Origin of the sequence: Nocardia brasiliensis (assembly GCF_011801125.1) — a bacterium.
GTDB classification, from domain to species: Bacteria; Actinomycetota; Actinomycetes; order Mycobacteriales; family Mycobacteriaceae; genus Nocardia; species Nocardia brasiliensis_C.
On sequence record NZ_CP046171.1, the window covers coordinates 1,124,950 to 1,151,386 of the forward strand.

The following is a 26,437-nucleotide window of genomic DNA, read 5'->3' on the forward strand; positions in this document are numbered from 1 at the left end:
CACCAGGCACACTTATGCCTGTGACGGTGCGAGTAGGGGCAGTACATCTCGGCTGGGATGTGGTGTCCGTGGCCGCGGGTGGCGGAGGCACACCGATCCGCCCGGTGCAGGTGGAGGGTATGTGGACGCCGCCCGCGTATTTGCTGGCGGATTCGTCGGGACGGCTGCACACCGCGGGGGTGGACCGGCAGCGGCCCGACCTCGGCATGGCGATCGCCGATGTGCGCGACATCCTCGGCCACCCGCAGATCGTGGTGGCCGGGGCGACCTGGCCCGCGGAACTGGTGTTCCGGGCGCGGATGTACAACCCGCTCGCCTCGATCGGTAAGCATCTGCGCGGTAAGCCGGATCTGGTGGCATTGCCGTTCCCGGACGGCTGGCCGGACGAGAAGGTGGAGCTGTACGCGGCGCTGGTGGAACAGCTCGACGTGATCGTCGAGCCGCTGCCGGAGAGCATCGCGCTGTCCGGGTACGTGCGCGCGCTCGGTCTGGTGCACCCGCCGGACCAGGCCAGGCCGAACGGTATCGGCGCGACCGGGGTGTACTCCGACGGCCGGACCGTGCTCGTGGTCGCGGTGCACGGCGACGACGAGCAGCCGACCGAATCGGTCGACGTGCCGGTCAACCCGGAGTCCATGCGCGACGCGCGGTCCGCGGACAACGTGGTGATCGAGGTGATGGCGGCGGCCCGCCGGATCGGCGCGGACACCTCGACAGTGCTGCTGTCGGGCAACGTGTGCTTCAACGAGGCGTTGCGGCTGGCCTTCCAGAACCATCTCGGGCACCGGCTGCAGGTCGCCGATCACCCGATGCACGCCCTGGTGCTCGGCGCCGCGCACCTGCTGGTGACCGACACCGAGGCGGAGGAACCGGAACCCGGCGGCAGGCATGCCGAGCCGGGCCCGCCGCGGGTCGACCCGACGCAGTACCGGGATCCCGGCCCGCAGCATCGGGACCAGGCGGGGCACTACCGGGCCGAATCCACCCCGCAGCAGGCCCCGCCGGGACAGCGCCAGGCCGGCGCCACCCAGCGGCAGGCCGAGTCACCGCGGCCCCAGGCCGAGTCGGCACGCCATCATGCCGAGTCCGCGCAGCGCCAGGCCGAGTCCACGCCGCGGCGAGCCGAGACCGGGCCGCCGCGTCCCGTGCCGCCGGTGCAGTACGGCCCGGGTTATCCGACCCAGGGCGATGCCGCAGCGACCACCCGGATCAGCAGGGAGGACACCGGGCGCGGGCTGCCGCCGAACCTCGCCGAGCTGGGCAGCCGCTTTACCCGTCCACCGGGCCAGTCCGCCGAGGAGCAGCGCGGACCCGCGGCAGCGCCGCAGGCCGGGCCGCCGCAGGGACCGATGCCGCCCGCGGCACGCTCCTACCAGGCGCCGCAGTCCGACGCCGAGCCCGCACGCCACGGCCAGTGGCGTGAGCCGGGGACCGAACCGGACGACGACGAAGACAGATCCCGCAAGGGAAAGCTGTGGAACAAGATGAAAGACAACCTGTTCGGCGCGCACACGGTGGTCGGCGCGGTGGCGCTCGCGGTGGTCGCGCTGCCGGGCAGCGGGGACCGGGTCGAGCTCACCGCGGCGGAGACGACGCTGAACACCGTGGAGACGACGCTGGGCGGCGAGACGACGCTGGCTACCGCGCCGAGCGCGGCGCCGGGTTCGGCGGGCGCCGACCTGATCGCCTGCCCGCTGACCCCGTATGTGACCAACGAGGCCCGTCCCGGCATCGCCGCCGTGCGCGGTCGTGCGCCGGGCGCCCCGCGCACCGACCGGCGGAGCACCGAGCAGGAATGCGAACAGCCGGGCGTGGACACCCTGCGCTACCTGCTGCCCGGCCCGCGGCGGGCGATCGATCCCGGGCCGCCGATCGAGATCTGAGGCGATTTCGGTCCGGCTGGTCCGGACTGGTATCGTGGCTCGTTGGCGTGCGGACGGCCGGGCAACCGGTCGTGCAATCGAGTCCCGGGTCTCCACCGGCCGCCGGGAGCGTTCGACCACACGCCTGGCCGGCAACACCGACGACAGACAGGGAAGCACTGTGCCTACGTACAGCCCCAAGGCTGGTGACGTGACCCGCAAGTGGTACGTCATCGACGCCACTGACGTAGTGCTCGGCCGTCTCGCCGTCCAGGCAGCGAATCTGCTGCGTGGCAAGACGAAGCCGACCTACGCACCGAACTTCGATGGTGGCGATTTCGTCATCATCATCAACGCCGACAAGGTTGCCATCAGCGGCAACAAGAAGGCGGACAAGCTGATCCACCACCACAGCGGGCACCCGGGCGGCCTCAAGTCGCGCACTGTCGGCCAGGTGTTGGAGAGCCGTCCGGACCGGCTCGTGGAGAAGGCCGTCAAGGGCATGATCCCGAAGAACAAGCTCGGCAACGCGATCGCGGGCAAGCTGAAGGTCTACGCGGGCCCCAGCCACCCCCACGCCGCTCAGCAGCCGATTCCGTTCGAGATCAAGCAGGTGGCGCAATGAGCATCGGAGAAGAGTCAGTGACCGCTCCTGAGGAATTCAACGAAGAAGCCGTCGCCGAGGAATTCGACGCGGTCGAGGTCGTCGAGGACGGCGAAGGCTACGACGAGACCGAGGTCGGCGCGGACAGCTTCGCCCCGATCGTGATCGACCGCCCGGTGCAGACCGTCGGTCGTCGCAAGGAAGCCGTCGTTCGCGTGCGCATGCTGCCCGGCTCGGGCAACTTCGTGCTCAACGGTCGCTCCATCGAGGACTACTTCCCGAACAAGGTGCACCAGCAGCTGGTCAAGTCGCCGCTGGTGACCGTCGAGCGGACCGAGTCCTTCGATATCCACGCCCGCCTGGTCGGCGGCGGCCCGTCGGGACAGGCAGGCGCCCTGCGTCTGGCCATCGCCCGCGCGCTGATCGAGGTCACCCCGGACGACCGCCCCGCGCTGAAGCGGGCCGGCTTCCTGACTCGTGACCCGCGTGCCACCGAGCGCAAGAAGTACGGTCTCAAGAAGGCCCGTAAGGCTCCGCAGTACTCGAAGCGCTGATTTTGGCCTCGTCGTCCGCCGCCATCCGGCACCCTTGGAGGTGCCGGGGGCACAACGGTCGACAGGCAGCTGTACGAGAGCAGGCTTCCAGCAACGGCTGGTTGCCTGCTCTCGTGCTGTATCACCGTGTGGCGTCTGCGCTTTCACCGGTCGCGTGCGCCGCCGTCTCCGGAGCTGTCGGCGAGCGTCGCCGCGGATCCACGATGAGGGGCTGAGGTATGGGACGTTTGTTCGGCACCGACGGAATCCGTGGGTTGGCCAACGAGTCGTTGAGTCCGGAACTGGCCATGCGAGTTTCGGGTGCGGCCGCACAGATCTTGAGTCGAGGCAAGCAGCGTCCGCTGGCGGTGGTGGGGCGCGATTCCCGGGCCAGCGGGGAGATGCTCGAGGCCGCGGTGACCGCGGGCCTGACCGCGACCGGCGTGAACGTGCTGCAGGTCGGCGTGCTGCCGACCCCCGCCGTCGCCTATCTCACCGGGCTGTACGACGCGTGCTTCGGCGTGATGATCTCCGCCTCGCACAACCCCATGCCGGACAACGGCATCAAGATCTTCGCCGCGGGCGGGCACAAGCTAGACGACGCCATCGAGGACCGCATCGAAGCCCTGATCACCGAGGACCTGGTGGTGCGCCCGACCGGGGCGGGCATCGGCCGAGTGGTCAACGCCGTCGGCGCGCGCGACCACGGCCCCGCCGTGCCGGACCAGTACAGCCTGGCAGGCACGCACGAGCGCTATGTCGAGCATCTGGTTGCGGCGACGGCGCAGGATCTTTCCGGGCTGACCGTCGTGCTCGACTGCGCGCACGGCGCCGCGTCCGAGGTCGGACCCGCCGCGTTCCGCGCGGCCGGCGCGACGGTGATCTCGATCAACGCCGAGCCCGACGGGCTCAACATCAACGATGGCTGCGGCTCAACGCATTTGGCCTCGATCCAGGCGGCGGTCCGCGCGCACGGCGCCGACCTCGGCCTGGCCCTCGACGGCGACGCCGACCGCTGCCTCGCGGTCGACGCCGCGGGCCGGATCGTCGACGGTGACGCCATTCTGGCGGTGCTCGCGCTCGCCATGCACGAGGCGGGCGAGCTGGCGCAGCGGACGCTGGTCGGCACCGTGATGAGCAACCTCGGCCTGCACATCGCGATGCGCGCGGCCGGAATCGCGTTGCGCACCACCGCGGTCGGTGACCGGTACGTGCTCGAGGAACTGCGCCGCGGCGGCTACACCCTCGGCGGCGAGCAGTCCGGGCACGTGATCTTCCCGCAGTTCGGCACCACCGGTGACGGCATCCTCACCGGCCTGAAGCTGATGGCTCGGATGGCGCGGACCAAGCGCACCCTCGCCGACTTGGCCGCCGTATTGCAGACCGTGCCACAGGTTTTGGTGAATGTGCCGGTTACCGACAAGTCCCTTGTCGCGACGGCGCCCGAGGTGCGCGAGGCGGTGCTCGAGGCCGAGCGCATGCTCGGTGACTCCGGCCGAGTCCTGCTGCGTCCCAGCGGAACCGAAGAACTGGTCCGGGTCATGGTGGAGGCCACCGACCCGGCCCAGGCCAGGCAACTCGCCGACGATCTCGCCAAGCGGGTCGCCTCGCTCTGACCTCGCGCTCGCTCAGGTGGTTTCGGTGAGCTTGCCGGAGTCCAGATGCCAGCGCCGGGTCGCCCGGATGGTGTCGAGCATCCTGCGGTCGTGCGTGACCAGCAGCAGTGTGCCGGTGAAGGATTCGACCGCCTGCTCCAATTGCTCGATGGCGGGCAGGTCCAGATGGTTGGTCGGCTCGTCCAGCACGAGCAGGTTCACCCCGCGGGCCTGCAGCAGGGCGAGCGCGGCTCGGGTGCGCTCGCCCGGTGACAGGGTTTCGCAGGGCCGCAACGCGTGTGCCCCGCGCAGGCCGAACTTGGCCAGCAGGGTCCGGACCTCGGCGTCGGGCCAATCCGGCATCTGCGCGCCGAACGTGTCGGCCAACGACGTGGTGCCGCGGAACAATCCGCGCGCCTGATCCACCTCGCCGATCTCGACACCGGAGCCGAGCGCGGCGGTGCCGTTGTCCGGCTGGATCTTTCCGAGCAGTAACGCCAGCAGCGTGGACTTGCCCGAGCCGTTCGCGCCGGTCAACACGATCCGGTCGGCCCAGTCGACCTGGGTGCTGACCGGGCCGAGCGTGAAATCGCCCCGGGTGAGCGTGGCTTCGGACATGGTCGCCACCACCGAGCCGCTGCGCGGGGCGGTGGCGATGCTCATCCGCAGCTCCCATTCCTTACGCGGCTCCTCGACCACGTCGAGGCGTTCGATCCGGCGCTGGGTCTGCCTGGCCTTCGCGGCCTGCTTCTCGGTGGATTCGGCGCGCATCTTGCGGCCCGCCTTGTCCGAATCCACCTTCTTGGGATCGCGTGCCTTCCGGCGGGCGTTGCGCACGCCGTGTTCGAGCCAGTTGCGCTGCATCTGCGCCCGCGCCTCCAGGCCCGCCTTGGTGTCGGCGTATTCGTCGTAGGTCTCGCGCGCGTGCCTGCGCGCGATCTCGCGTTCGGTCAGGTATGCCTCGTAGCCGCCGTCGTAGGTGTCCACCTGCTGTTGCGCGAGATCCAGTTCGAGCACCCGATTCACCGTGCGCGCCAAGAACTCTCGATCATGACTGATCACCATCAGCGGCACCCGCACGCCGGCGACGAACTGTTCGAGGCGGGCCAGGCCGTCCAGGTCCAGGTCGTTGGTCGGCTCGTCCAGCAGCAGAATGTCGAAGCGCGACAACAACACCGAGGCCAAACCCGCCCGTGCGGCCTGGCCGCCGGACAGGCCCGTCATCGGCGTCTCCAGTCCGTTCACCAGGCTGTCGGTCAAGCCGAGATCGGCGGCCACCTCCTCGGCGCGCTGCTCCAGGTCCGCGCCACCGAGCGCGAGCCAGCGCTCCAGCGCGTCCGAATACGCCGTGGCCGCGTCGTCGCCGCCGTCGGCGAGGCGCTCGGCGGCCTCGTCCATGGTCAGCTGCGCGGCGGTGACTCCGGTTCGGCGACCGAGGAATTGGCGCACCGTCTCACCGGGCACCCGCTCGGGTTCCTGCGCGAGATGGCCGATGGTCGCGTCGGGCGGGCTCACGGTGATGCTGCCGGTCGGCGCGTGCCGCTCGGCCAGCATGCGCAGCAGCGTCGACTTGCCCGCGCCGTTCACCCCGACCAGGCCGATCACGTCACCGGGGGCGAGGGTGAGATCCAGGTCCTCGAACAGGGTGCGTTCGCCGTGGCCCGCCGCGAGGCCGCGCGCGTGCAGGGTGGTACTCACTTCGCCCCGCCCGCGCTCGGTCTCGGCAGGCGGTGTTCTCGGTTCGCTGGCTGGCCCTGGTTCACGTGAGCATTCTGCCGCGCTCGGCCCGTACGCCCCGCATCGGTGCTCTCGGGGTCGCACCCTGAGCCGGGCGGCGCGGAAATCAGGGTCGAGATCGGTCGCCGGAGCGATGCCACGCCCGCGCGGAATCGGCACAGTGGAGGTCGAAGAGAACAACACCGGAGAGGGAACACCATGACCGCACCTACCCGCCGTTTCACCCGCTCGACCCACGACAAGTGGATCGCGGGCGTCTGTGGTGGCATCGCCGAGTATCTGGGCTGGAACGCCAACGTCGTGCGCCTGCTCTTTGTGATCTCGTGCCTGCTGCCCGGCCCGCAGTTCATCATCTACCTGGTGTTGTGGCTGCTGATGCCGAAGAAGTGAGGCCGGTGGGGGCTGCGTCGGACCCGCGTGGATGTCAGTATGGAGCGATGACGTTGTTCGCGGGCCATCGCGAGAACCAACGCAGCGCACACCACGAGTCCTGCTGAGGAGTAGCAATGATCACCTCGGGCGAACTGCCGGGCCTTGACCTGCCCGGCATCGACGCGTCCTCATCGCTGGACGGCCTCGGTGCGGTCGAACTGCACCACCCCACCCAGGACATCGACGGCGACGGCACCCTCGACACCATCACCACCACCGGGGCGGAGGCGATGCAGGTCTGGACCGACTACGACCACGACGGCCTCGCCGACCACGTCACCGTGGTGGAGAACGACGGCGACTACGCCGCCTGGGAATTCCACCGCCACCCCGACGGTACCTCCGAGTGGGTCCGCACCGACCAGGGAAAGATCGGGTCGTAGGTTCCCGGTGGGGGTGGTTGTCCCGACCCGGATTCGATGGAACCGTACGTCGCGCTGCCGCGTCGAAGGAAGTATGGAGGCACCCGGCACCGATAGGCGGCCGGGCAGACCGTACACGGCAGGGACGGAGGGGATCGCGTGACCGGAACCGAATTGGTCGGCGTCAAGACGGGGGAGCTCGGTCGTCTCGGCAATAATTTGACGACGTCGGGCCAGACCGTTCGGAATCGCGCAAAGGACGTGGCCGACAACATGTTCGGGCCTGCTGATGCGGGCGAGCATTACGCCGAGCACGGCCGCAAGATCTACGCAGGCCTGGAGACGCTGTACAAGTGGCTCGGCAACTGGTCCGAGGCGACCATGGCGACCGGTGACGTGGTGGGGGCGTCGGTGGTGAAGTACTCGAACACCGACCAGCAAACCTCGTTCGACATCGCGCGGCTCGACAACGGAAACAAGGCGTAGGCCATGGCTTTCGATGTTCCCGCCAACGCGACCGTCAAGGATTACCTGGATATCGGATCGCGCGGCCTGCTGTATTTCGAGAAGTTCGAGCCGAGGTTCCAGCGTGCGTTCAACGAAGACGGCGTGGCGACGTACCAGCAGCTGCATCAGCGGTTCTACGAGCAGAACGGGCTGAACGAAGACAAGCTGCGAACGTTGTCGGCGAAGTTGCAGGTCGTGCTGCAGGACGCGGGCTCGCAGCTCGACGTGCAGCGGAGGGAAGTGACGGCGCTGAGTGCCGCCTGGCAGGGCACCGCTGCCGACGCGGCGACCGCCATGCTGACCAAGCAGATCCAGCGGGCCGAAACCGACTGGAAGGCCGCGGGCGAGGCGTGGAAGGCGATCGCCGGTGCGTCGAACGGCCTGCGCGCCGCGGTGAAGATCAAGGCCGAGGTGGTGCGCTACATCCTGGAGAACGGCGAGCACGTGAGGATCGCCGAGAAGACGCCCGAGGATGTGGATGACATCATCTCCGGGGCGAGTATCGCGGTCAGCAACGGTTGGCAGGACGACAGCCTGCTGAGCAAGCTACGCCGGATCTTTCCCGACTTGACCGGGGGCGCGGATGCGTGGGCCGCGGACAATATTCTCGGAATTCTGCCGGGCTCGGACTACCAGCAGCACATACAGGCCCGTTGCCGGCATTGGCTGGACAACGTGTTCAAACCCGACTACCTGGCGAAGGTGCAGAAGTTCACCGACGCGTGCGATTTGGCGGACACCGGCGTCAAGCAGACCTACGAGCCGATCATCAACGCATTGGGCATGCTCTCGGTCGAGCCCTATCCACGGCCTGTGGGCGCGGTGACAGACACCAGCACGCCGGGAACGCCAGGGACACCAGGTACCCCCGGCACGCCGGGCACCCCTGGTACGCCGGGCACCCCTGGCACGCCGGGCACCCCCGGAACACCAGGCACAGCGCCCGCGTCGACTACACCGGCGTCGACCACTCCAGCCTCGACCACACCCACCACGACGACGTTGCCGACCACGACGAAGATTCCCTCGCTGGATGGCCTTGCTTCGCTCAACCAGGTGACGAGTTCGTTGTCCCCGCTGACCTCGACGCTCAGCAGTGCGCTCACCTCCGGCCTCAGCTCGCTGACCGGCACCATCAAGACCGGCGTCGACGATGCGATCAAGAACTTCCAGTCGAGTCTGCAAACGACCCCCGTCGACAGCGACAACGACGGGAAGCCGGATAAGCCCGCGGCCGAATTCGATGTCGCCGGTAAGCATCTGAAGTTCGAAATGGGTGCGGACGGGGTGAAACTCACGTTGTCCGGCGCGGATGGAAAGCCGCAGGAGTTCAGCTTGAAGCTGGATGAGCATGGGCTGCCGGTGCTTTCGGTGAGCGAATCGGAGAGCGAAGGCGAGCCGACGTCCGACCAGCCCGCCGGTGACAAGTCCGAGGACGGTAAGCCTGCCGGTGCCGAGGCGGAAAGCCCGAAACCCGCTCCGGGACCGGATGGGGCGCAGCCAAAGGATCCGGCCGCCGCGCCGCGGCAGTCCGATGAGCCTGCGCCGACCGCTCCTGAGAAGCAGACGCCTGCACCGAAAGCGCCTGCGGCCGAGGAGAACACCGGGCAGCCCGGTCTCCCCTCCGGGGTGCCGTCCGCCCGTCGTGAGGAGGACGGCGAGCACAAGCCGAAGCCTATGCCCGGCAGTCAGAATCCTGACGCGCCGTTCGACAGCGGGGCCGAACTAGCCGAAGCCGGCCCGCTGTGATCCGCCTGTCCTGTGCACCGCCCGCAGATCAGGGAGAATCTGCACCGTGAGTTATGCCGAGGAGATCGAGCGCGCCGCCGAAGAATGCCGCCGCCGCTCGGCGCTGTTGCTCGACGAGCTCGAAGGCGTTGCCCGCCGCACCGCGAACACCAATCGTGAACTGAGCGAACAGTCCATCGCCGACATGCGTGAGTTCTGGGCGGCCCACGCCGAAGAACTGGAAAAGGCACGCGCCACCGCGGAAGAGCAGGAGCGGCAGGAGGCTGAGGTCCGGGAGCAGCGCGAGGCTATTGCTCGGTCGATGGCGGCCCGGCGGGCCAATCGGGAGGTCGCGCCGGTGGACGATGAGGACGAAGAGGCGGCGTTCTATCAGCGCAAGAGCTGGCTGATCTGAGCGTGACGGCGGCGGTCGAGCTGTCGCCGTGGTCGGCCTTGGCGCCGCGATGCGCCTGGGTTCGGGCGTGTCGCGGGGGAGCGCAGAGCTTTGAGGCCGCGCGGTGGTGCGTCGCCGGGTGCTGTGTCAGCGGCGGAGCAGGGTGGCGAGCTGGCCGATCTTGAGTTTGGGGGCGGGCTCCTCGTCCTTGGCGTTCGGGTCGATGACGGCGGTGTGCGGGATGTCGGCATCGGGGTCGGCGAAGACGCGGTAGGTCTTGTCGCCGGCCAGCTTGGCCAGCAGGTAGCCGGCGAGCAGGGCGCGGGTGGTGCGCGCGGTCTTCGACTCGTGCTTGCCCGCGCCGACGGCGGCCAGGACGCGGCGGCCCTCGACGATGCCGTTGTGCGAGGCGCCGTCGATGGCGCGCAACACCATGGGGCCGCCCCAGGCGGCGGCCAGCGGGAGCGCGTTGGAGCTGACCGAGGCGATGTCGGTGGCACCGGCCAGGATGAGGGCGGGCGTATCGATGTCGGCACCGAGGCGCTCGGCCGACGGAGCGGTCGGCGCGGGGAACAGCGCGGCAACGGCGGCGACCTGGCGCTGGTTGGCCGCGATGACGGCCGCACCCGCGCCCATGCCGTGACCGGCCAGGGCGAGGCGTTCGGGGTGCACGCTGATCGAGCCGTCGCCGAGCCGCACGCCGGTGCAGATGTCCAAGGTGGTCAGCAGGTCGGTGGCCAGGCCGAGGTGCGAGGGGATCGGGCCGCGTTCGGTGTCGGGGGCGGCGGCCACGATGCCCCAGGACGCCAGGTGTTCCAGCAGGCCGCGGTAGTGGGCGACGCCGGTCAGCCAGCCGTGGCCGAACGCCACCGCGGGCAGGTTGATTCCGGATTCGGGCGTGAACACCACCCCGGGCTGCCCGGCGATGGCCAGGTTGCCGCGCAGCACCCGGTGGGGGCCGCGGCTGGTCAAGGTGCTCAGAAGCGATTTCACAGACGCCGACACGACGAGAACGTTATCCGATAAGTACTCTGGTGAGCCATGTGCGGAATCGTGGGGTACGTCGGATACCGGGACGCGCTCGGCGTTGTCGTTGACGCGTTGCGCCGCATGGAATATCGCGGCTACGACTCCGCGGGTGTGGCGATCGCCGACGGCACCGGCGCGTTGGCGGTGGAACGCAAGGCGGGCAAGCTGGCCAACCTGGAGGCCGAGCTGGCCGAGATCGGGGTGGCGCGGTTCGCGGGTACCACCGGCATGGGCCACACCCGCTGGGCGACGCACGGCGCGCCGACCGACCGCAACGCGCACCCGCACCGCGATCACAGCGGCAAGGTCGCCGTGGTGCACAACGGCATCATCGAGAACTTCGCCCCGTTGCGCCGCGAACTGGAAGAGGCCGGGGTCGAACTGCGCAGCGACACCGACACCGAGGTGGCCGTGCACCTGGTCGCGCAGGCCTACGCCGAGGGGCCTACCGCGGGCGATTTCGCGGCGAGCGCGCTTTCGGTGCTGCGCCGGTTGGAGGGCGCGTTCACGCTGGTCTTCACCCACGCCGACCATCCGGAGATGATCGTCGCCGCGCGCCGCTCGACGCCGCTGGTGGTCGGCGTCGGCAAGGGCGAGATGTTCATCGCCTCCGACGTCACCGCGTTCATCGAGCACACCCGCGAGGCGGTCGAGCTCGGGCAGGATCAGGCGGTGGTGATTACCGCGGACACCTACACGGTCACCGATTTCGCGGGGACCGACGCGGTCGCGCGCACCCGGCCGTTCACCATCGACTGGGATCTGGCCGCCGCGGAAAAGGGCGGTCACGACTACTTCATGCTCAAGGAGATCGAGGAGCAGCCCGCCGGCGTCGCGGACACCCTGATCGGGCATTTCAGCCAGGATCAGGACGGCGCGGGCCGGATCGTGCTGGACGAGCAGCGCCTGGCCGACCAGGAACTGCGCGACTTCGACAAGGTCTTCGTCGTCGCGTGCGGCAGCTCCTACCACGCGGGTCTGCTCGCCAAATACGCGATCGAGCACTGGACCAGGTTGCCCGTCGAGGTGGAGCTGGCCAGCGAATTCCGTTACCGCGACCCGGTATTGGACCGTTCCACGCTGGTGGTGGCGATCTCGCAGTCGGGCGAGACCGCCGACACCCTCGAGGCGGTGCGTCACGCCAAGGAGCAGAAGGCCAGGGTGCTGGCGATCTGCAACACCAACGGCGCGCAGATCCCGCGCGAGTCCGATGCCGTGCTCTACACCAGGACCGGCCCGGAGATCGGTGTCGCCTCGACCAAGGCGTTTCTCGCCCAGGTCACGGCGAACTACCTGGTGGGTCTGGCGCTGGCGCAGGCGCGCGGCACCAAGTACCCGGACGAGGTGGCCCGCGAGTTCGCCGAGCTGGAGGCGATGCCGAACCTGGTGGAGCGGGTGCTGGCGACCGGCCCGCAGGTGCGTGCCATCGCGCGCGAGCTCGCCCACGTGCAGACGGTGCTCTTCCTGGGCCGCCATGTCGGGTACCCGGTGGCGCTGGAGGGTGCGCTGAAGCTCAAGGAGCTGGCGTATATGCACGCCGAAGGGTTCGCGGCCGGTGAGCTCAAGCACGGCCCGATCGCGCTGATCGAGGACGGTCTGCCGGTGATCGTGGTGATGCCGTCGCCGAAGGGGCGCGCGGTGCTGCATTCCAAGCTGCTCAGCAACATTCGCGAGATTCAGGCGCGCGGCGCGCGCACCATCGTGATCGCCGAGGAGGGCGACGACACGGTGCGGCCGTTCGCCGATGACCTGATCGAGATCCCGTCCGCGCCGACGCTGTTCCAACCGCTGCTGTCGACGGTTCCGTTGCAGATCTTCGCCGCCGAGGTGGCGCAGGCCCGCGGCTACGACGTGGACAAGCCGCGCAACCTGGCCAAGTCCGTCACGGTCGAGTAGATCGACGCGAGCAGGCGGTGACCACGTGGTCACCGCCCGGCTTCGCTCGCGGGTTCAGCTCGCCGCAACGAGCGCGGGTGCCGGCTCGGCGGCGGTGCGGCGTTCCAGTGCGCCGGACCAGACGGCCAAGCCGAGCGCGGTGACCACCAGCGCGACCCCGACCCAGTTGGGCGCGGTGTAGCCGAAGCCTGCGGCGATGACCAGGCCACCGAACCACGCGGCGAGAGCGTTGCCGAGGTTGAACGCGCCGATGTTGACGGCGGAGGCCAAAGTCGGTGCGCCGGAAGCCTGGTCGAGGACGCGCTTTTGCAGCGGCGGCACGGTGGCGAAGCCGAGCGCGCCGATCAGCACGACGGTGATCGCGGCGGTGACCTTGTTGTGCGCGGTGACGGTGAACAGCGCGAGCACCACGGCCAGCCCGCTCAGCGTGAGGTAGAGCATCGGCATCAGGTGCCGATCGGCGAATTTGCCGCCGATCAGGTTGCCCGCGGAGAAGCCGAGACCGAACAGGACGAGCAGCCAGGTGACCGAGCTGTCCGCGAACCCGGTGACCTCGGTCATCATCGGGGCGAGGTAGGTGATCGCGGCGAAGACACCGCCGAACCCGAGCACCGTCATGGCCATCGCCAGCAGCACCTGCGGATTGCGGAGCACGGCGAGTTCGGTGCGTAGCCGGGCATCGCGGGGTGCCGGTTGTTCGGGCACCAGCAGGGCGACGCCGACAAGGCCGATCAGCCCGACCAGCGCGACGATCAGGAAGGTGAGCCGCCAGCCGAACTGCTGGCCGAGCAGGGTGCCGACCGGCACGCCGACCATGGTGGCCACGGTGAGTCCGGTGAACATGATGGCAATGGCGCCCGCGCGCTTGTCGGGGCGCACCAGGCCGCCCGCGACCACCGCGCCGATGCCGAAGAAGGCGCCGTGCGCCAGCGAGGCCACGATCCGGCCGGTCAGCATGATCCCGAAAGTCGGTGCGACGGCGGACAATACGTTGCCCGCGATCAGGAGCAGCAGCATGCCGAGGAGCATGCGCTTGCGGGCGACCCTGGTGCCGAGCCCGGTCATCAGCGGCGCACCCGCCACGACACCGAGCGCGTACCCGGTGACCAGCAGGCCCGCGGTGGGGATGGACACCGCGTAGGTGTCCGCGATGTCGGGCAGCAGCCCGACGACCACGAATTCGGTAGTGCCGATTCCGAACGCCCCGAGTGCCAGGGCGAGGAGTGCGAGTGGCATGAGCGAGAGCCTCCAGATGAGATTGCGCTAGGGCTTTGCAAGCGCCAACAATAATTGCATACGCTTTCTAATTGCAAGCGCTGGATATTGCGATCTTCATCTATCCTGGAGGGACACTCCCTACGCGGAAGGACGATCATGACCGCGGATACCGCCCTGACCGGCTTGGCCGATGGCTGGTACGCACTGTCGCTGCTGCACGATCGGATCGAGGCGCACATCGAACGCGCCCTGCAATCCGGCCACGACCTGAGCGTCCGCGAGTACTCCCTGCTGGTGGTGTTGAGCAGGCAGCACGACGGCCCCGGCGGTCACCTACGGATGAATCAGGTCGCCGAGGCGGTGGTGCTGAGCCAGAGCGCGACGACCCGGCTGGTCACCCGGCTCGAGGATCGCGGCCTGCTCCAGCGCTACCTGTGCCCCGACGACCGCCGCGGCATCTACACCGACGTCACCCCGGCGGGTCTCGCGCTGCTCGAGCAGGCGCGTCCCACCCACGACGACGCCCTCGCGAACGCGCTCGGACAGGCCGCGGCCGATCCGGAACTGGCGCCTTTGGTCGCCGCGGTAGAAGCACTCAACACGACCTCGGCACACGGTCCGCGCACCCGCGCCTATCGACCCGTCTGACCCGCGATGTGTTCGGCTCGCCGCAGGCGGAATCCGGTGGCGAGCCGGGCGGGCACTACTGCACCGTGACGGTCCCGCGCATTTCCGGGTGCAGGGAGCACAGATAGCGGTAGGTGCCGGGCACGGTGAAGGTGTAGCTCCAGTCGCCCTTGTCGATGATCGGGCTGTTGATGCCCATCGCCTTGTCGCCGATGCCCTGCACGGTGTGCGGGGCCTTGTCGGTGAAATGCCAGGTGACCGTGTCGCCGGCCTTGACGGTCACCTCGGCGGGCGTGAACTCCATGTCGCGCACGTCGACGGTGACGGCGGCCGGCTTCGTCTCGCCCGCGGGCTGGGTGGTGGTCGCCGGGTGCGCGGGTCGCGTCGTGGTCGTGCCGGCCTGGCTCGAATCGCCGCCGCCGCAACCCGTGACGAGCAGCGCGGTCAGCGCCACCACTCCGGCGGCGACCTGCGTGGACCGTGCGCGACGCGTGACCATTGGCATGATGGCCAAGCGTAGTCTGCTGTCGGTGCGGGTCCGCGCGGCAGCCGGACGTTCAGCGGGATCGAACAACCCAGTGGAGGATCGCTCATGTCCACGCAGCGGGGCTATTTCACGGCGGACGAAGTGCGCGCGGCAGAGGCCGAGTTGTTCACGCGCGTCGCGGATGGTGTGCCCATGCGGCGCGCGGCGTATGGACTGGCCACGGTCGTCGCGGGGGAGTTGCGGGCGCGCACCGGCGGGGTCGCCGGACGCGCGGTGACCCTGCTCGTCGGCTCCGGCGACAACGGCGGTGATGCCCTGTGGGCCGGTTCGATGCTGCGCCGCCGCGGTGTCGAGGTGGCCGCGGTGCTGTTGAATCCGGCCAGGGCGCACGCGAAAGGGCTTGCGGCACTGCGTAAAGCCGGTGGGCGGGTGCGCACCGACGTCGGCAGGCCCGATCTGGTGGTCGACGGCGTCGTCGGCATCTCCGGTCGCGGCCCGCTGCGCCCCGAGGCCGCCGAACTCGTTGCGGCACTGCGTGTCCCGATCGTCGCCGCGGACCTGCCGAGCGGTGTCGACCCGGATACCGGCGCGGTCACCGGCCCTGCCGTGCGCGCCGACGTCACGGTGGCCTTCGGCGCGTACAAGCCGGTGCACGCGCTGGCCGCGCCGTACTGCGGGCGAATCGAGTTGGTGCCCATCGGGTTACAACTACCCGGACCGAATCTGGCGGCGCTGGAACCCGCGTCGATCGGGGCCTGCTGGCCGGTGCCCGCGGCGACCGACGACAAGTACACCCAGGGCGTGACCGGCGTGTGTGCGGGCAGCGCGAGCTACCCGGGCGCCGCGGTGCTGTGCACCGGCGCTGCGGTCGCGGCGACCTCGGGCATGGTCCGCTATGCCGGCACGGGCGCCGCGGACGTGCTCGCGAGGTTCCCGGAAGTCATTGCCACCCAGGAGGTCTCGGCGGCAGGGCGGGTGCAGTCCTGGGTGTTCGGTCCGGGCGCCGGCACCGACGCCGCGGCCCGCGATCGGCTCGCCGAGATCCTCGCCACCGACCTGCCGGTCGTCGTCGATGCCGACGGTCTGACCATGCTGGCCGCCGCGCCCGAGCTGGTGCGCGGCCGCACCGCGCCGACGGTATTGACACCGCACGCAGGCGAATTCGCCCGTCTCGCCGGGCACGAGGTCGGTCCGGATCGGGTCGGCGCGGTCCGTGCGCTCGCCGCGGACTGGCAGGTCACCGTCCTGTTGAAAGGCCGCGCCACCCTGGTGGCCGCGCCGGGCGCGCCGGTGCTGGTCAACGAGGCCGGTGCGTCCTGGGCCGCGACGGCCGGCGCGGGCGATCTGCTCGCCGGCATCCTCGGCGCCCTGCTCGCCGCGGGCCGCGAGCCGGCCTGGTCCGCGGCTGCCGCGGCCCGGGTGCACGCGTTGGCGGCCAACCTCGCTGCCCAGGAAGGCCACTCGGTCTGCGCCCCGATCTCGGCGACACCCCTGCTCGACCACGTCCGCGCGGCGATCGGCACCTTGCGCGCGTTCGCCGACGTCGCGGAACGGTCCGCGCACCCGTCGTCATAGGCCGCGTGCGGTGCTGTGCCCCGCAACACCTCGATGCCCACCCGCGCCACCAGGTCATTCCCGCTCGATAGACTCATGCCGAACACCGGTGACAACTTTATTTCGGGAGTACGGAGATGACTCGCCGGTCGCGCTCTGCCGGCCCGGCCCACGTCACCGCCGGTCGCCGAGGCCACGCAGGTGGCGCCTGAACTTCCGGAGAGGCGGAACAGTGCAAGTGGAGACGGTCGTCGATCTCGACGCCATCGCGCACAACGTGCGGATCCTGCGCGAGCATGCGGGCGACGCCGCCGTGATGGCGGTCGTCAAAGCCGACGGCTACAACCACGGCGCGGTCGAGGTCGGCAAGGCGGCGCTGGCCGCGGGGGCCGCCGAACTCGGCGTCACCACGATCGCCGAGGCGGTGCAGTTGCGCGAGGCGGGGATCACCGCGCCGATCCTGAGCTGGCTCAACAACTCCGACGCCGACTTCGGCGCCGCGATCGGCGCCGACGTCGAGATCGGCGTGTGCTCGCTCGGCCACCTGCGCGCGGTGGCCGCGGCGACCGAGCAGACCGGCCGGACCGCGACGGTCTCGCTCAAGGTCGACACCGGCCTCAACCGCAACGGGTTGTCGCCGATCGAATACCCGCAGGCACTGGCGGAACTGCGGACCCTGGTGGACGCGCGGGCGGTGCGGTTCCGGGCGATCTTCTCCCACCTCGCGAACGCCGACGAACCCGCGCACCCGGTCAACGACATGCAGCGCGACCGTTTCCTGGAAGCGATCGCCCTCGCCAAGGAACACGGCCTGGAACCGGAACTGGTGCACCTGGCCAACTCGCCTGCCACGCTGACCCGGCCCGATCTCGCGTTCGATCTGGTTCGTCCCGGCATCGCGATGTACGGGCACAGTCCGGTCGCCGAGGACTTCGGGCTGCGCCCGGCGATGACGTTCCAGGCGCGCGTCGCCCTGGTCAAGCAGGTCGCCGCGGGGGAGGGCGTCTCCTACGGGCACACCTGGCACGCACCGCGCGACACCACGGTGGCGCTGATCCCGGTGGGCTACGCCGACGGTGTATTCCGTTCGCTCAGTGGACGATTCGAGGTGTGGCTGGGCGGCGCGCGCAGGCCGAGCGTCGGCCGGATCTGCATGGACCAGTTCGTCGTCGACCTCGGTGACAACGCCGCGGGCGTGGTGGCGGGCGATACCGCCGTCCTGTTCGGCGGCGGCCCCGGCGAACCGCGCGCGCAGGAATGGGCGGAACTGCTCGACACCATTCACTACGAGGTGGTGTGTTCGCCGCGCGGCCGGTCGGTTCGCCGCTACGTAGGCGGTGGCCGGTGAGACGGCGGCGGGTCGCCGCGGTCCGCGGCGGTATCGCCACCGCGGGCGTGGTCGCCGCGCTGGCCGGTGCGCATGCCCTGCGCCGCGCCGGTGCGCGGGTGCTCTGGCCCGCCCGCCGTGACGAATATCGCGATGAGAACTTCGCGCTCATCGACGAGGATCGCGCGGGCAGCGTGTGCACCGAGGACGGTGTGCGCCTGGCCACCCGCGAGTGCGGCCCGGCGGACGCACCGGTGACCGTGATCTTCGTGCACGGCTTCTGCAACACCATGGAGTCGTTCCACTTCCAGCGCCGCGACCTCGAAAAGCGCTGGGGCGCAAGGGCTCGGCTGGTGCTGTTCGATCTGCGCGGGCACGGCCGCTCCGGCACGTCGGCGACCGAGCGCTGCACCGTCTCCCAGCTCGGCCGCGACCTCGCCGCGGTGCTCGCGGCCACCGCACCCGAGGGGCCGGTGGTGCTGGTCGGCCATTCGCTGGGCGGGATGGCGGTGCTCGCGGCCGCGGCGCAGTTCCCGGAGTTGTTCGCCGAACGCGTGATCGGGATCGCCCTGCTGTCCACCGCGGCGGCCGAGGTCACCGCCGCGGGGCTCACCCAGCTGCTGCGCAATCCAGCCATCGACGGCTTCCGGATGGCCGTCGCCACCGCGCCGGCGCTGGTGCAGGCGGGCCGGGCCACGACGCGGCACGTGATCACGCCGATCCTGCACGTCAGCTCGTTCCACGGACCGGTGAGCCCGACGCTGTCCCGGTTCACCACGATGATGATCGACGACACCCCGGTCGATACCATCGTGAAATTCCTGAAGGCCATCGAGTTGCACGACGAGTCGGCGGCGCTGCCCACGCTGGCGCACCTGCCGGTGCTGATCATCGGTGGTTCGCACGATCTGGTGATCCCGTTCCGCAACTCACGGGCGCTCGCGCGAGAACTGAAGGGCAGTGAGCTGATTCATCTGCGGCAGGCCGCGCACATGGCGCATCTGCAATTCCCGGACATCGTCAACGACGCGCTCGATCGATTGCTGGTGCGCGCCGGTGTACTGGAACCGAGCCCGTCGGAGGTGACCAGTGGCTGAGCCTCAACAGCGCACGCTGCCTACGGTGGACGACACCGAGGCGCTCGGCCGGGAGCTGGCCGCCGGGCTCGGCGCGGGCGATCTGGTCGTGCTGGACGGACCGCTCGGCGCGGGCAAGACGGCGCTCACCCGCGGCATCGCGGCGGGGCTCGGGGTGCAGGGCCGGGTGAGTTCGCCGACCTTCATCATCGCCCGCCAGCATCGGGCGGGTGCGCAGGTCGGCGCGGTGCCGCTGGTGCACGTGGACGCCTACCGGCTCGGCGGCGATCTGGACGAACTGGACGCGCTCGACCTCGACACCGATCTGCGTCAGGCGGTGGTCGTGGTCGAGTGGGGCCGCGGCGTCGTCGAGCACCTGACCGACCGGCATCTGCGGGTGCAGCTCTCGCGCGAACCGGATTCGGACGTGCGCACCGCCGTATGGGAATGGGTGGATTAACTACCCGGTAGCTCCGCACCGGCGGCAGCTACCACCCGGTATCGTTGGGTCAATCATGCTGGTATTAAGTGTCGACACCGCGACACCCGCCGTGACCGCGGGATTGGTGGAACTGGAGCAGGCAACACCGATCCGGCCGCGCACGATCGCCTCCCGTGTGCGGGTCGATGCGCGTGCGCACGCGGAGGTGCTCACGCCGCAGATCCTCGAATGTCTCACCGAGGCAGGCCGTTCCAGGACCGACCTGGCCGCGGTCGTGGTCGGTATCGGGCCGGGCCCCTTCACCGGGCTGCGGGTCGGCATGGCGACCGCCGCCGCGTTCGGTGACGCGCTCGGCCTGCCCGTCTACGGGGTGTGCAGCCTCGACGCCATCGCCGCGGCCGCCGCCGCCGACCTGACCCCGGACAGCGAACTGCTCGTCGTCACCGACGCGCGCCGCCGCGAGGTCTACTGGGCGCGCTACCGCGACGGCGTGCGCGTCGCGGGACCGGAGGTGGCCAAGCCGGGGGAGGTCGATCTCGCACAGGCCACGGTGATCGCCGGATCGGCCTCGCATGTCGACTTCTTCGACCTACCCGTGCTGCCGGTGGAGACGCCGTCCCCGGCCGGGCTGGCCGGCGTCGCCGCGGCCGACGTGCTCGCGCGTGCGGTGCCCGACCCGCTGGTGCCGCTGTATCTGCGCAGGCCCGACGCCGTCGAGCAGAGCTACCGCACCCTCGACCGGACGGGAGCGTGAACCCGATGGACATCCGGATCGAACCGATGGTCGTCGCGGACATCGAGCGCTGCGTCGAGCTGGAACAGCTGCTGTTCCCGGAGGACGACCCCTGGCCCGCCGTCTCGTTCCAGTCGGAGCTGGCCGCCGCGCACAACCACTACATCACCGCGCGCGCCGACGACGGGCGAATGGTCGGCTACGCCGGCATCGCGCTGCTCGGTGATGCCGAACACCCCGAGGCCGAGGTGCACACCATCGGCGTCGACCCGAACTGTCTGCGCTCGGGCATCGGCACCCGGCTGCTGGAGGCGCTGCTCGACGTGGCGGGCGAGCGCGGCGGGCCGGTCTTCCTCGAGGTGCGCACCGACAACGATCCCGCGATCGCGCTGTACGCCAAGCACGGATTCCACATCATCGGCCTGCGCAAGAACTACTACCACCCGAGCGGCGCCGACGCCTACACCATGCGCAGGCCCGCGCTGAGCGCGCTGCCCCTGCCGGACGAGGTGCTGTCGTGATCATCATGGGCATCGAGAGCTCCTGCGACGAAACCGGAGTCGGCATCGTGCGCAGGCACGCCGACGGCAGCTGCGAGCTGCTCGCCGACGAGGTCGCCTCCAGCGTCGATCAGCATGCCCGCTTCGGCGGCGTGGTGCCCGAGATCGCGTCCCGCGCGCATCTGGAAGCGATCGTGCCCGCCATGCGCCGCGCGCTGGCCGCCGCGGGCATCGCCAAGCCCGACGCGCTGGCCGTGACCATCGGCCCCGGCCTCGCCGGTGCGCTGCTGGTCGGTGTCGCGGCGGCGAAAGCCTATGCGGCGGCGTGGGATGTGCCGTTCTACGCGCTGAACCATCTCGGTGGACACGTCGCGGTGGACACGCTCGAGCACGGCCCGATGCCGCCGTGCGTCGCGCTGCTCGTGTCCGGCGGGCACACCCACCTGTTGCACGTGACCGACCTGGCCGAACCGATCGTCGAGCTGGGCAGCACCGTCGACGACGCGGCGGGCGAGGCCTTCGACAAGGTAGCCCGGCTGCTCGGCCTCGGCTTCCCCGGCGGCCCGGCGCTGGACGCCGCTGCCGCGCAAGGCGACCCGACGGCGATCGCCTTCCCGCGCGGCATGACCGGCCCGCGCGACGCGCGCTACGACTTCTCCTTCTCCGGCCTCAAGACCGCCGTCGCCCGCCACGTGGAGGCCGCCCAGCGTAGCGGCCTGACCGCCGCGGACCTGCCCATCCCGGATATCGCCGCGTCGTTCCAGGAGGCGGTCGCCGACGTGCTCACCATGAAGGCGGTGCGCGCGGCCCAGGACGTCGGCGTGGACACGCTGGTGCTCGGCGGTGGCGCCACCGCCAACTCCCGGATTCGATCGATGGCCGAACAGCGTTGCGCCGCCGCCGGATTGACCCTTCGCGTGCCGAAACCCCGGCTGTGCACCGACAACGGCGTCATGATCGCCGCCCTCGGCGCCCACATCATCGCGGGCGGGGCCGCGCCATCGGCCCTCACCGTCGCCACCGACCCCGGCCTCCCGGTCTCGACCAGCCGCGTCAGCTGACGCGGTCGGGCTCAGTCCGAGTGGGTGGGGGCGATGGTGCTCGCGCCCGGGTGGGCGGAGCCGGAGTTGGAGCGGGGGATGATCGGCACCTCGGTCCGGGCCGGGGCCTGGCGCTGGCCGGTGGGCGGAACCTGGCTGGGCGCAGTGGTTCCCGGCTTGTCCGTGTCCTGCCCAGAGGAGCCGCCCGGCGGAGTGCCGAACAGCGGGCCGAGTAGCTCGGGGAACGGGATGACCGGCAGGTTCGGGTCCGGCCGCAGGGTGGGCGGCACGACAGAGGGGCCCGGCGCGCTCGACGGCTGACCGCGATCCTGGGTGATCGAGGGCAGATTGCCGTCGGTCGGGTGGTTGGTGCTCTCCTGGTTGCGTCCGCTGGTGGTGGTGCCCGTCGTGGTCGGCGGGGCGACGCTCGGCGCGGGCGGCAGCTGGGAGGCGCTGCTGGTGGTGCCCGCGGGGGAGACCTCGTCGTCGGAGGTGGGGGCGAAGGTCTTCACGCCATAGCCGATGATCAACCCGACCACCACGATCGCTCCGGCCAGCGTGCCGACCACCTTGGTGAACGTGCCGACCGGTGCGTCGCTGCCGAGCGCGGCCAGCGGGATCACCGACGGCTGAACCGAATCGGCAACCAGCGCGGCGCCTTTCGCGATCACCGCATCGGGATCTTCCACGGTGAACACCGGGACGTCGAGCTGGCGCGCGAGGGTGTCCACGACGGCGGGGATGTTGGCGCCGCCGCCGATCACCGCGACCGCCTCCGGGAACTTGGGCGCCCTGGCGAACACCGCGGCCGCGAAGACCGCGGTCTCGCGGAGCAGATCGGCGATGAGCTCTTCGAAGTCCGCCCTGGTCAGTTTGAGCGGCTGTCCCGCGACGTGGTCGATGGTGACGGCGGGCGCGATGGACAGGTGCTCCTTGGCCGCGCGGCCGCGGTTGGTCAGCATGCCGCGGTTGGGCCGGGTACCGCGCCGGGCGTAGTGCAGGTCGACCAGGTGGTGATAGATCAGGTCGTCGATGGCGTTGCCGCTGATCGCGCCGGTGCGCTCGGACCGAAGCGTGGTGGCGTCGGCCTGGTCGGCAACGGTGACGGTGAGCCCGCTGGCGCCGAGGTCGATGATGGCGACGGTCTCGTAGCGGTCGAGCAGCCCGGTGTGCCGCAGGTAGGTGAGTGCCGCGGTGCCCTCGGGAACCAGTCGGAGTTCGCGCTGCTTGCCGGTGGCCGAGCGGATCGCCTGCGCCTGCTCCTTGGTCCGGTAGGCGACGGCGACGCTGGTGGGTGGCCTGCTGGTCGGTACGTCGAGGTAGCGTGGGCTCGCGCCGCCGAAGCGGGCGCCGACGGGATAGTCGACCTCGTGGGCCAGCTGGGTGCTCGGCAGCTGGTTGGTCATCAACTCGATCGAGGAGGCGACCAGGTCGCCGAGGTCGGAGTGCGCCGCGTCGGCGGAGACGACCCGGTAATCGAAGCTCTGCGCCCCGTTCGAGGCGGTGGCGACCAGTGCCGAGCACACGACCTCGGACCCGGCGGAGATGCCGAGGGATGTTCGCATGTTCATTCACCTCCCTTCGAGCGGATGATCGGGTGCGGCTCGGTATTCGCTTTCACAAGCAACTCGTTGTCGCCGACCATCTCGTTGGACTGCCGAATCGTCGTGGTCGACGCGCGGTTCGGACTCCGAGATCCGGTCGGCCCCGTTGTCCGGTTGGGTCGCGGGGACCGGCGATGGATCACGTGTGGCTAGCTCTCTGGTGCAGCTCTCGATGAGACGTAGTTCTGGTGACGCTGGTGTTCCTCGGTGCCGGGTGGTTCGTCGGCTCCGGGCGTCGGTGCCGTGGAACTGCTCGGTGCCGCTGAACTGTTCGGTGCCGCTGAGGTATTCGGTGAAGCCGAGTGCCGTGACGGCGTGACTGCTGTTGACGACCCCTGGTCTCCGACGGCACTGGTTCGGGACGAACACAGTGGTCGGACAGCGACCGTCGTCAATAGTGTCACAATCCGTTATCCGAACGTTACAGATTTCTGGATCTATTTGGAACCCCCGCCAGCGTGTGTTGGGCGTGTCGCGACCGCCTGGGCTGCGATGTGATCCGAAATTGGCACCGCCCGGCCTTGAGCGCTGGCACTCTCATGTATAGAGTGCTAGTCGGCACTGTGTGACGTGCCCGGCCGGACTCTCGTCCGCTCGGTGCTCTGTACTTGTGCCAGGCAGTTTCGACCACTGAGCAGGGGTCCCGGCACCCGCGACGACGGGGCTGAGCGCAGGGTCGGCTACCGCTTGCGACTGTTTGCAGGTCGCTCGAAAGAACCTGTGACCGATACAGATACCGATGGTCCGGAACAACAGTTCCGGTAATCCCCTGAAAGTGGAGGGCTCAACGTGGCGAGCGTGAACATCAAGCCGCTCGAGGACAAGATCCTCGTCCAGGCCAACGAGGCCGAGACGACGACGGCCTCCGGCCTGGTCATCCCCGACACGGCGAAGGAAAAGCCGCAGGAGGGCACCGTCATCGCCGTCGGCGAAGGCCGCGTCACCGACAAGGGTGACCGCATCCCGGTCGACGTCAAGGAGGGTGACACCGTCATCTACAGCAAGTACGGCGGCACCGAGATCAAGTACCAGGGCGAGGAGTACCTCATCCTGTCGGCGCGCGACGTGCTGGCCGTCGTCACCAAGTGACCGCGCTCCGCGCGGTGGTGACGGTCCGCTGCCACCCGACCGCCCGGATCTAGTCGTGCTATTGCCCCGGTTCCGCTGAGCGGGGCCGGGGCAATGGCATCTCAAGCCCTGGAATCCAAGGAATAGGACTTATGGCAAAGCAGATCGAGTTCGACGAGCACGCTCGCCGGGCTCTGGAACGCGGCGTCGACAAGCTCGCCGACGCCGTCAAGGTCACCCTCGGCCCGCGTGGCCGCCACGTCGTGCTCGCGAAGGCCTTCGGCGGCCCGACCGTGACCAACGACGGTGTCACCATCGCGCGCGAGATCGACCTCGAGGACCCGTTCGAGAACCTCGGCGCACAGCTGGTCAAGAGCGTCGCCACCAAGACCAACGATGTCGCGGGCGACGGCACCACCACCGCCACCGTGCTGGCCCAGGCGCTGGTCCGGGCCGGCCTGAAGAACGTTGCCGCGGGCGCGAATCCGATCTCGCTCGGCGCCGGCATCGCCAAGGCCGCCGACACGGTCGCCGATGCGCTGCTGGCCGCGGCCACCCCGGTCTCCGGCGAGAAGGCGATCGCGCAGGTCGCCACGGTTTCCTCGCGGGACGAGGAGATCGGCGAGATGGTCGGCAAGGCGCTGACCGTCGTCGGCAAGGACGGCGTGGTCACCGTCGAGGAGTCCTCGACGCTGCAGACCGAGCTGGTCGTCACCGAGGGCGTGCAGTTCGACAAGGGCTACCTGTCGCCGTACTTCGTCACCGACGTCGACGCCCAGCAGGCCGTGCTGGAGGACGCCTACGTCCTGCTGCACCGGGAGAAGGTCAGCTCGCTGCCCGACTTCCTGCCGCTGCTGGAGAAGGTCGCCGAGTCCGGCAAGCCGGTGCTGATCATCGCCGAGGACGTCGAGGGCGAGGCGCTGTCCACCCTGGTGGTCAACTCGATCCGCAAGACGATCAAGGCCGTCGCGGTGAAGGCGCCGTTCTTCGGCGACCGGCGCAAGGCGTTCCTGGACGACCTGGCCGTGGTCACCGCGGGCACCGTGATCAACCCGGACCTGGGCATCACGCTGCGCGAGGCGGGCCTCGACGTGCTCGGCAAGGCACGCCGGGTCGTCGTCACCAAGGACGACACCACCATCATCGACGGTGCGGGCACCGCCGAGGACATCTCCGCGCGCAGCGCGCAGCTGCGCCGGGAGATCGAGGCCACCGACTCCGACTGGGATCGCGAGAAGCTCGAGGAGCGGCTGGCGAAGCTGTCCGGCGGCGTCGCGGTCATCAAGGTCGGTGCGGCCACCGAGACGGCGCTCAAGGAGCGCAAGTACCGCGTCGAGGACGCGGTGAGCGCGGCGAAGGCCGCCGTCGAGGAGGGCATCGTGCCCGGTGGCGGCTCCGCGCTGGTGCAGGCCTCGACCAAGCTCGGCGAACTGCGTGACTCGCTGTCCGGCGACGAGGCGGTCGGTGTCGAGGTGGTGCGGACCGCGCTGTCGGCCCCGCTGTTCTGGATCGCCACCAACGCGGGCGTGGATGGTGCCGTGGTGGTCAGCAAGGTCGCCGAGGGCAAGGAGGGCTTCAACGCCGCCACCCTCAGCTACGGCGACCTGGTGACCGACGGTGTCGTCGACCCGGTGAAGGTGACCCGCTCGGCCGTGGTGAACGCGGCCTCGGTCGCGCGGATGATCCTGACCACCGAGAGCGCGGTCGTGGACAAGCCTGCCGAAGAGGCGCCGGAGCACAGCCACCACGGGCACAGCCACTGAGCTGACCCGCGGCGGAAACCGGAGAAGGCCCTCGGACATCGGTCCGGGGGCCTTCGTTTTTAGGTCATAGCGTGGGTTATGAGCGGCTATCGGCCGCGATGGCGGCGAGCAACCGACTCCGCAACGCTGCGGGCGGTTGGCTGGCCGTAACGGTGGCGAGCGTCGAGAGGGCCTCTCGCGTGCGCCGGATCTCAGTGATGAACTCCGCGCGTAGGGCGGGGTCCTCGGTGTCGAGCAGTTCCTGCACCTCGTGGTGGTCTTCGTCGTCGATCGATCCGAGCGCGACGGTGTGCGCGAGATCGACCTGGCGTTCGTTCAT

The 26,437-nt window shown here is 69.8% G+C and carries 26 protein-coding genes; 20 read left to right on the forward strand and 6 right to left on the reverse strand.

Features of this window, described 5'->3' with window-relative positions:
- Positions 1 to 20 precede the first annotated feature (20 nt).
- The 4 genes from F5X71_RS36830 to glmM all read left to right on the forward strand — a co-directional run bounded on the left by F5X71_RS36830 (position 21) and on the right by glmM (position 4,615).
- The gene (locus F5X71_RS36830; RefSeq protein WP_238815722.1) at positions 21 to 1,883 is read left to right on the forward strand and encodes a hypothetical protein; all 1,863 of its coding nucleotides are present in this window, start codon (positions 21 to 23) and stop codon (positions 1,881 to 1,883) included.
- Between the two features lie 160 nt (positions 1,884 to 2,043).
- Positions 2,044 to 2,487, forward strand: a complete 444-nt coding sequence (gene rplM / locus F5X71_RS05000) for a 50S ribosomal protein L13 (RefSeq protein ID WP_014981802.1) — start codon at positions 2,044 to 2,046, stop codon at positions 2,485 to 2,487.
- Positions 2,488 to 2,504: 17 nt separating this feature from the next.
- Positions 2,505 to 3,020 (forward strand): 30S ribosomal protein S9, encoded by a 516-nt coding sequence (rpsI, locus tag F5X71_RS05005; RefSeq protein ID WP_174817012.1) that lies wholly within the window; start codon positions 2,505 to 2,507, stop codon positions 3,018 to 3,020.
- 218 nt (positions 3,021 to 3,238) lie between these two features.
- Entirely contained in the window at positions 3,239 to 4,615 is a 1,377-nt protein-coding gene (gene glmM / locus F5X71_RS05010; protein WP_167460869.1) for a phosphoglucosamine mutase, read from the forward strand.
- A gap of 12 nt (positions 4,616 to 4,627) precedes the next feature.
- On the opposite strand, the gene F5X71_RS05015 is transcribed toward glmM, so the two are convergent.
- Complete coding sequence (locus F5X71_RS05015; RefSeq protein WP_167460870.1) at positions 4,628 to 6,292, reverse strand: ABC-F family ATP-binding cassette domain-containing protein; 1,665 nt, start codon at positions 6,290 to 6,292, stop codon at positions 4,628 to 4,630.
- 237 nt (positions 6,293 to 6,529) lie between these two features.
- On the opposite strand from F5X71_RS05015, the gene F5X71_RS05020 reads away from it, so the two are divergent.
- The 5 genes from F5X71_RS05020 to F5X71_RS05040 all read left to right on the forward strand — a co-directional run bounded on the left by F5X71_RS05020 (position 6,530) and on the right by F5X71_RS05040 (position 9,775).
- The gene (locus F5X71_RS05020; protein WP_014981806.1) at positions 6,530 to 6,721 is read left to right on the forward strand and encodes a PspC domain-containing protein; all 192 of its coding nucleotides are present in this window, start codon (positions 6,530 to 6,532) and stop codon (positions 6,719 to 6,721) included.
- Positions 6,722 to 6,837: 116 nt separating this feature from the next.
- Positions 6,838 to 7,146 (forward strand): DUF6802 family protein, encoded by a 309-nt coding sequence (locus F5X71_RS05025; RefSeq protein ID WP_167460871.1) that lies wholly within the window; start codon positions 6,838 to 6,840, stop codon positions 7,144 to 7,146.
- A gap of 138 nt (positions 7,147 to 7,284) precedes the next feature.
- The gene (locus tag F5X71_RS05030) at positions 7,285 to 7,611 is read left to right on the forward strand and encodes a hypothetical protein (RefSeq protein WP_167460872.1); all 327 of its coding nucleotides are present in this window, start codon (positions 7,285 to 7,287) and stop codon (positions 7,609 to 7,611) included.
- 3 nt (positions 7,612 to 7,614) lie between these two features.
- A complete protein-coding gene (locus tag F5X71_RS05035) occupies positions 7,615 to 9,381 on the forward strand; it encodes a WXG100 family type VII secretion target (RefSeq protein ID WP_167460873.1) in 1,767 nt (588 codons plus the stop codon).
- A 46-nt stretch (positions 9,382 to 9,427) separates the two neighbouring features.
- Positions 9,428 to 9,775, forward strand: coding sequence for a hypothetical protein (locus tag F5X71_RS05040; protein WP_167460874.1), 348 nt, complete (start codon positions 9,428 to 9,430; stop codon positions 9,773 to 9,775).
- A 126-nt stretch (positions 9,776 to 9,901) separates the two neighbouring features.
- On the opposite strand, the gene F5X71_RS05045 is transcribed toward F5X71_RS05040, so the two are convergent.
- Positions 9,902 to 10,759, reverse strand: a complete 858-nt coding sequence (locus F5X71_RS05045) for a dienelactone hydrolase family protein (RefSeq protein ID WP_167460875.1) — start codon at positions 10,757 to 10,759, stop codon at positions 9,902 to 9,904.
- Positions 10,760 to 10,795: 36 nt separating this feature from the next.
- On the opposite strand from F5X71_RS05045, the gene glmS reads away from it, so the two are divergent.
- Entirely contained in the window at positions 10,796 to 12,679 is a 1,884-nt protein-coding gene (gene glmS / locus F5X71_RS05050) for a glutamine--fructose-6-phosphate transaminase (isomerizing) (RefSeq protein WP_167460876.1), read from the forward strand.
- A gap of 54 nt (positions 12,680 to 12,733) precedes the next feature.
- Here glmS and F5X71_RS05055 read toward each other — a convergent pair whose 3' ends face one another.
- Entirely contained in the window at positions 12,734 to 13,915 is a 1,182-nt protein-coding gene (locus F5X71_RS05055) for an MFS transporter (protein WP_167460877.1), read from the reverse strand.
- A gap of 138 nt (positions 13,916 to 14,053) precedes the next feature.
- Here F5X71_RS05055 and F5X71_RS05060 point away from each other — a divergent pair, with 138 nt between their 5' ends.
- The gene (locus tag F5X71_RS05060; protein WP_167460878.1) at positions 14,054 to 14,545 is read left to right on the forward strand and encodes a MarR family winged helix-turn-helix transcriptional regulator; all 492 of its coding nucleotides are present in this window, start codon (positions 14,054 to 14,056) and stop codon (positions 14,543 to 14,545) included.
- A gap of 55 nt (positions 14,546 to 14,600) precedes the next feature.
- On the opposite strand, the gene F5X71_RS05065 is transcribed toward F5X71_RS05060, so the two are convergent.
- Positions 14,601 to 15,029, reverse strand: coding sequence for a cupredoxin domain-containing protein (locus F5X71_RS05065; protein ID WP_238815723.1), 429 nt, complete (start codon positions 15,027 to 15,029; stop codon positions 14,601 to 14,603).
- A gap of 87 nt (positions 15,030 to 15,116) precedes the next feature.
- On the opposite strand from F5X71_RS05065, the gene F5X71_RS05070 reads away from it, so the two are divergent.
- The 7 genes from F5X71_RS05070 to tsaD all read left to right on the forward strand — a co-directional run bounded on the left by F5X71_RS05070 (position 15,117) and on the right by tsaD (position 21,704).
- Positions 15,117 to 16,586: an NAD(P)H-hydrate dehydratase gene (locus F5X71_RS05070; protein WP_167460879.1), complete on the forward strand. Its 1,470-nt coding sequence runs from the start codon at positions 15,117 to 15,119 to the stop codon at positions 16,584 to 16,586.
- A gap of 211 nt (positions 16,587 to 16,797) precedes the next feature.
- On the forward strand, positions 16,798 to 17,913 hold the full coding sequence (gene alr, locus F5X71_RS05075; protein ID WP_238815724.1) for an alanine racemase: 1,116 nt from the start codon (positions 16,798 to 16,800) through the stop codon (positions 17,911 to 17,913).
- A complete protein-coding gene (locus tag F5X71_RS05080; RefSeq protein WP_167460880.1) occupies positions 17,910 to 18,989 on the forward strand; it encodes an alpha/beta fold hydrolase in 1,080 nt (359 codons plus the stop codon). Before alr ends, F5X71_RS05080 begins: the two co-directional genes overlap by 4 nt.
- The gene (tsaE, locus tag F5X71_RS05085) at positions 18,982 to 19,428 is read left to right on the forward strand and encodes a tRNA (adenosine(37)-N6)-threonylcarbamoyltransferase complex ATPase subunit type 1 TsaE (protein ID WP_167460881.1); all 447 of its coding nucleotides are present in this window, start codon (positions 18,982 to 18,984) and stop codon (positions 19,426 to 19,428) included. The genes F5X71_RS05080 and tsaE overlap by 8 nt, the downstream gene beginning before the upstream one ends.
- A 55-nt stretch (positions 19,429 to 19,483) precedes the next feature.
- Positions 19,484 to 20,164 carry a tRNA (adenosine(37)-N6)-threonylcarbamoyltransferase complex dimerization subunit type 1 TsaB gene (gene tsaB / locus F5X71_RS05090; protein WP_167460882.1) on the forward strand — a complete coding sequence of 227 codons (681 nt, stop codon included), beginning with the start codon at positions 19,484 to 19,486 and terminating at the stop codon, positions 20,162 to 20,164.
- Between the two features lie 5 nt (positions 20,165 to 20,169).
- Entirely contained in the window at positions 20,170 to 20,664 is a 495-nt protein-coding gene (gene rimI / locus F5X71_RS05095) for a ribosomal protein S18-alanine N-acetyltransferase (protein ID WP_167460883.1), read from the forward strand.
- Positions 20,661 to 21,704, forward strand: coding sequence for a tRNA (adenosine(37)-N6)-threonylcarbamoyltransferase complex transferase subunit TsaD (tsaD, locus tag F5X71_RS05100; RefSeq protein ID WP_167460884.1), 1,044 nt, complete (start codon positions 20,661 to 20,663; stop codon positions 21,702 to 21,704). The genes rimI and tsaD overlap by 4 nt, the downstream gene beginning before the upstream one ends.
- An 11-nt stretch (positions 21,705 to 21,715) precedes the next feature.
- Here tsaD and F5X71_RS05105 read toward each other — a convergent pair whose 3' ends face one another.
- Positions 21,716 to 23,248 (reverse strand): Hsp70 family protein, encoded by a 1,533-nt coding sequence (locus tag F5X71_RS05105; RefSeq protein ID WP_167460885.1) that lies wholly within the window; start codon positions 23,246 to 23,248, stop codon positions 21,716 to 21,718.
- Between the two features lie 828 nt (positions 23,249 to 24,076).
- On the opposite strand from F5X71_RS05105, the gene groES reads away from it, so the two are divergent.
- Both groES and groL read left to right on the forward strand, forming a co-directional pair.
- Positions 24,077 to 24,376 (forward strand): co-chaperone GroES, encoded by a 300-nt coding sequence (gene groES, locus F5X71_RS05110; protein ID WP_014981824.1) that lies wholly within the window; start codon positions 24,077 to 24,079, stop codon positions 24,374 to 24,376.
- Between the two features lie 131 nt (positions 24,377 to 24,507).
- Positions 24,508 to 26,118, forward strand: a complete 1,611-nt coding sequence (gene groL, locus F5X71_RS05115; protein WP_167460886.1) for a chaperonin GroEL — start codon at positions 24,508 to 24,510, stop codon at positions 26,116 to 26,118.
- A gap of 76 nt (positions 26,119 to 26,194) precedes the next feature.
- Here the strand turns inward: groL and F5X71_RS05120 are convergent, their stop codons facing one another.
- Complete coding sequence (locus F5X71_RS05120; protein WP_167460887.1) at positions 26,195 to 26,437, reverse strand: RskA family anti-sigma factor; 243 nt, start codon at positions 26,435 to 26,437, stop codon at positions 26,195 to 26,197.